3 protein-coding genes and 1 pseudogene are annotated in these 3,218 nt (G+C 73.6%); all 4 read right to left on the bottom strand.

Annotated elements, in window-relative coordinates; genetic code table 11:
• A pseudogene (locus PKE44_RS14290) lies at positions 1-501 on the bottom strand (hypothetical protein); the annotation flags it as partial.
• A gap of 36 nt (positions 502-537) precedes the next feature.
• Positions 538-2,226, bottom strand: coding sequence for a DUF1800 domain-containing protein (locus PKE44_RS14285; RefSeq protein WP_324552334.1), 1,689 nt, complete (start codon positions 2,224-2,226; stop codon positions 538-540).
• A gap of 135 nt (positions 2,227-2,361) precedes the next feature.
• The gene (locus PKE44_RS14280; protein ID WP_324552332.1) at positions 2,362-2,967 is read right to left on the bottom strand and encodes a cytochrome b/b6 domain-containing protein; all 606 of its coding nucleotides are present in this window, start codon (positions 2,965-2,967) and stop codon (positions 2,362-2,364) included.
• Positions 2,968-2,982: 15 nt separating this feature from the next.
• A partial coding sequence (locus PKE44_RS14275) for a PepSY domain-containing protein (RefSeq protein WP_324552330.1) occupies positions 2,983-3,218 on the bottom strand: 236 nt, incomplete at its 5' end.

Genomic DNA, 3,218 nt, shown 5'->3' with positions numbered 1-3,218 from the left:
CGGTCCCGACAGCAGCCGCGGGATCTGCGCACCGACCGACAGCCCGGCGGTCGGGCCGCGGGCCTGCGGCAGCTCGGTGAGCAGGCGGTTCAGCCAGCCGGAGGCGGTCGAGCGCCGGCCGGGCGTGCCGGTGTCGAGATCGTCCTGCGCATCGAAGTGCGAGCGCGTCGGGTCCGGCGAGCCGCAGGCGTGCACGCAGGCGAGCAGGCCGGCGCTCCAGAGCGGCATCAGCGGCGCGAGTGCCGGATGCAGGCCGAAGCGGCCGTCGAGGTCGAGCACGCCGCCGGCCGTGCCCGGTGCGCCGAGCCCGATGCGCGGTCGCGCGGCGCGGTAATCGGCATCGGCCCAGGGCACGACGGCACTGAGGCCGTCGAGCCCGCCACGCAGCAGCACGACCACCAGCCGCGGACCCGGCTGCGGCAGTTCGGCTCCGTACAGCCGCGGACCGAGCGCGAGCAGCGGGGCGGCGGCGATGGCTTTCAGCAGTTGGCGACGCAGCATGGGTCTTCGACCTCCGGCGGCGGCGGGGGATGACAACTAGCGACGCATGAAGTCCGGACCGCCGAGCAGCAGCACGCTGCGAAGCGGCGGCGAGGCCGAGGCGACGGCCGCGGCCGTGCGCCGGCCGATGCCGGGGCCGAGCGTGGCGGCGAGGCTTGCGGCATCGGGCGCGAGCGCAGGATCGGCTGGCACCGGACCTGAACGGCGGACGGCCGCTTCGGCCGGCGAGCGCATCGGCGGCGTCATCGCCATGGCCGGCGCTGCTTCGGGCGGTTCGGAGCCGGCTTCGCGGTCTGCGCCGGCTGCGGCCATCGTCGACGGATTCATCGGGGCCATGGGGGCCATCGATGCCTCGCCGGCGGCCGGCGGCGACATCCTGCCGGCGTCGCGCCGGCGCCCGGACTTGTCGGGGCCGGCATCGCGCCCCGGCAGCCGGCCGCTCGCCCAGGCCGTGGCCAGATCGACGCGCAGGCGCAGCGCATCGGGGCCGAGCCAGTCGGCGGCGGTGTCGCCGTAGCCGTCCGGCGTCGGGCAGCCCCACAGCGGCTGGCCGAGGCGATCGAGCGCGGTCATGACCGGCGCGGTGTCGTCGATCGGCAGCTGCCCGGCGCGCCAGGCCGACAGCACGTAGCGGTACGGCGTCTTGAACTTCGCGCGCCAGGCCGCGCGCGCCGTGAACTGCGGGCTTTCGAACAGCGTTGCCAGCACGGCGCGGAGGTCGCCGTCGGTGTCGCGGAAGCGCTTGGCGAGCAGCGCGACCAGCGGCTTCGGCGGCTGGTCGGCGACGAAGCGCTGCGCAAGCTCATACGCAATGTGCCGCGCCGTTGACGGATGGCGCGCGAGCAGGTCGAGGGCGGCCTCGCCTTCGTCCTCGCCGCCGGCCGGGATGCGCTGGCCGAGCAGCCGCTTGTCGCCGCCCGCATGACGGCCGGGCTGGAAGCGGAACAGCGGCGCGCCGGGCTCGGCGGCCCCGGCGAGATCGAGCGTCCAGCCGCTCAGGATGCGCGCGAGCGCGATGACATCGGCCTGCGTGTAGCCGCCGTCGGCGCCGAGCGTGTGCAGCTCCAGCAGTTCGCGCGCGTAGTTCTCGTTCTGGCCGCCGGCGCCGCTGCGCCAGTTGTCGAGGTAATACAGCATCGCCGGATGGCGGGCGGTGGCGCCGAGCAGCTCGCGGAAGCGCCCGAGCGCGTGCGGGCGGATGGCGCTGCGCTCGTAGTCGCCGACCCACAGCATCACGGCATCTTTCTCGCGATGGACGTTGAAGTGATCGAACCAGAACTCGGTCATCACCTCTTCGAGCTGGCGCGGGCTTGCGAGCGCCCGCAGCAGGCGCTCGCGCTGCTCGGCGGCGAGCACGAGGCGCTTGGCCTTCGCCTCGGCGAGCGGGCGCTCCTTCACCGGCAGCGCCGCCTGCGCCGGCGGACCGTAGCGGCGCCAGATTTCGGCGGCATCGAGGCCGTGCGTCGGCAGCGCTTCGAGTTCGGCGAGCAGCGCCGGCGGCAGCGGCAGCGAATCGGGCTGGAGCTGGCGGGCGATCCAGGCGTCGGTGCCTTCGGCAGCGACGGCATCGAGCTCGCCGGGCCGCGGCCCGTAGGCGAGCCGGTCGAGCACGTGCAGCGTGCGTTCGGCGTCGGAAAGCGGAGCGGGAGCGGGGGCGGCAGCGGCGGCCGGGGGCAGCAGCAGCCAGCCGGTGAGCAGCACGGAGCACAGCAGGGATCGTGACATCTGCGCCACCTGACGCACGCCGGTGACCCGGCGTGCCTGAGGAATCAGGGGCTTGAGCTTACTGGAGCGTGGCGGTCGCGGGTATCCGGCATCGGCCCGGGGCGACAGGATTTGCGTTTCGTGACCGATCGGCGCTCATGGCGCCTGCGGGTCCGCCGGCAGCCCGCCCGGAAGCTTTGCGGCGCGCTTGCGGCCGGTGATCATCGCGCGCACCAGGTTCTCGCGGTGCAGCAGGCTCTCCCAGAGCACGCCGAGCAGATGGCCGGCGATCAGCCACACCGTCAGCCAGGCGGCCAGCTCGTGCGCTTCGGTCAGCGCATCGGTCGCGAAGGCGCTCAGCTCGCCGAGCCAGTCGCCGAGCGGTCCGTTGCCGCGCGCACCGTACGCGCAGAGGCCGAGTCCGGTCGTCACCAGCAGCATCACGAGCAGCGCGACGATCATCGCGCCGCCGGCCGGATTGTGGCCTATGTGACGCTCGGCGCGACCGCGCAGCACCGCCTGCGTGTACTGCCAGACGGTGCGCGGCCGGTGCACGAAGTCGCTGAAGCGCGCATGCCGCGGACCGACCAGCCCCCAGACCAGGCGCACGAGCACCAGCCCGAGCACCGTGTAGCCGGCGATGACGTGCAGCCACTGCCAGTCGTCCTCGGTGAGGAAGGCCAGCGTGAACGCCACGACCAGCGACCAGTGGAAGACCCGCACCAGCGGGTCCCAGACCTTGATTTCAGCGGGGGCGGTCATGTCGGCAGCCCGCGCTTACTTGGCCTTCAGGTCCTGCTCGCCGGTCTCGGCGTCGATGAAGATCGCCGCCTTCCTGCCGTCTTCGCCCTTGATCTGCACTTCCCACAGCGTGCGGCCGTGCTGGACTTCGGTATAGGCCTTGACCACCTCGCCGGGGTGGATGGCCTGGGCCTTGGCGATCGCCTCCTCCTTGGTGAGGGTGGCGGCGAAGGCGCTGCCGGCGGTGGCGAGCAGGGCGGCGGCGAGCAGGG

This window comes from Plasticicumulans sp. (assembly GCF_035331805.1).
In the GTDB taxonomy this organism is placed as follows: Bacteria; Pseudomonadota; Gammaproteobacteria; order Competibacterales; family Competibacteraceae; genus Plasticicumulans.
This window is presented reverse-complemented; position numbering and strand designations above follow the sequence as displayed.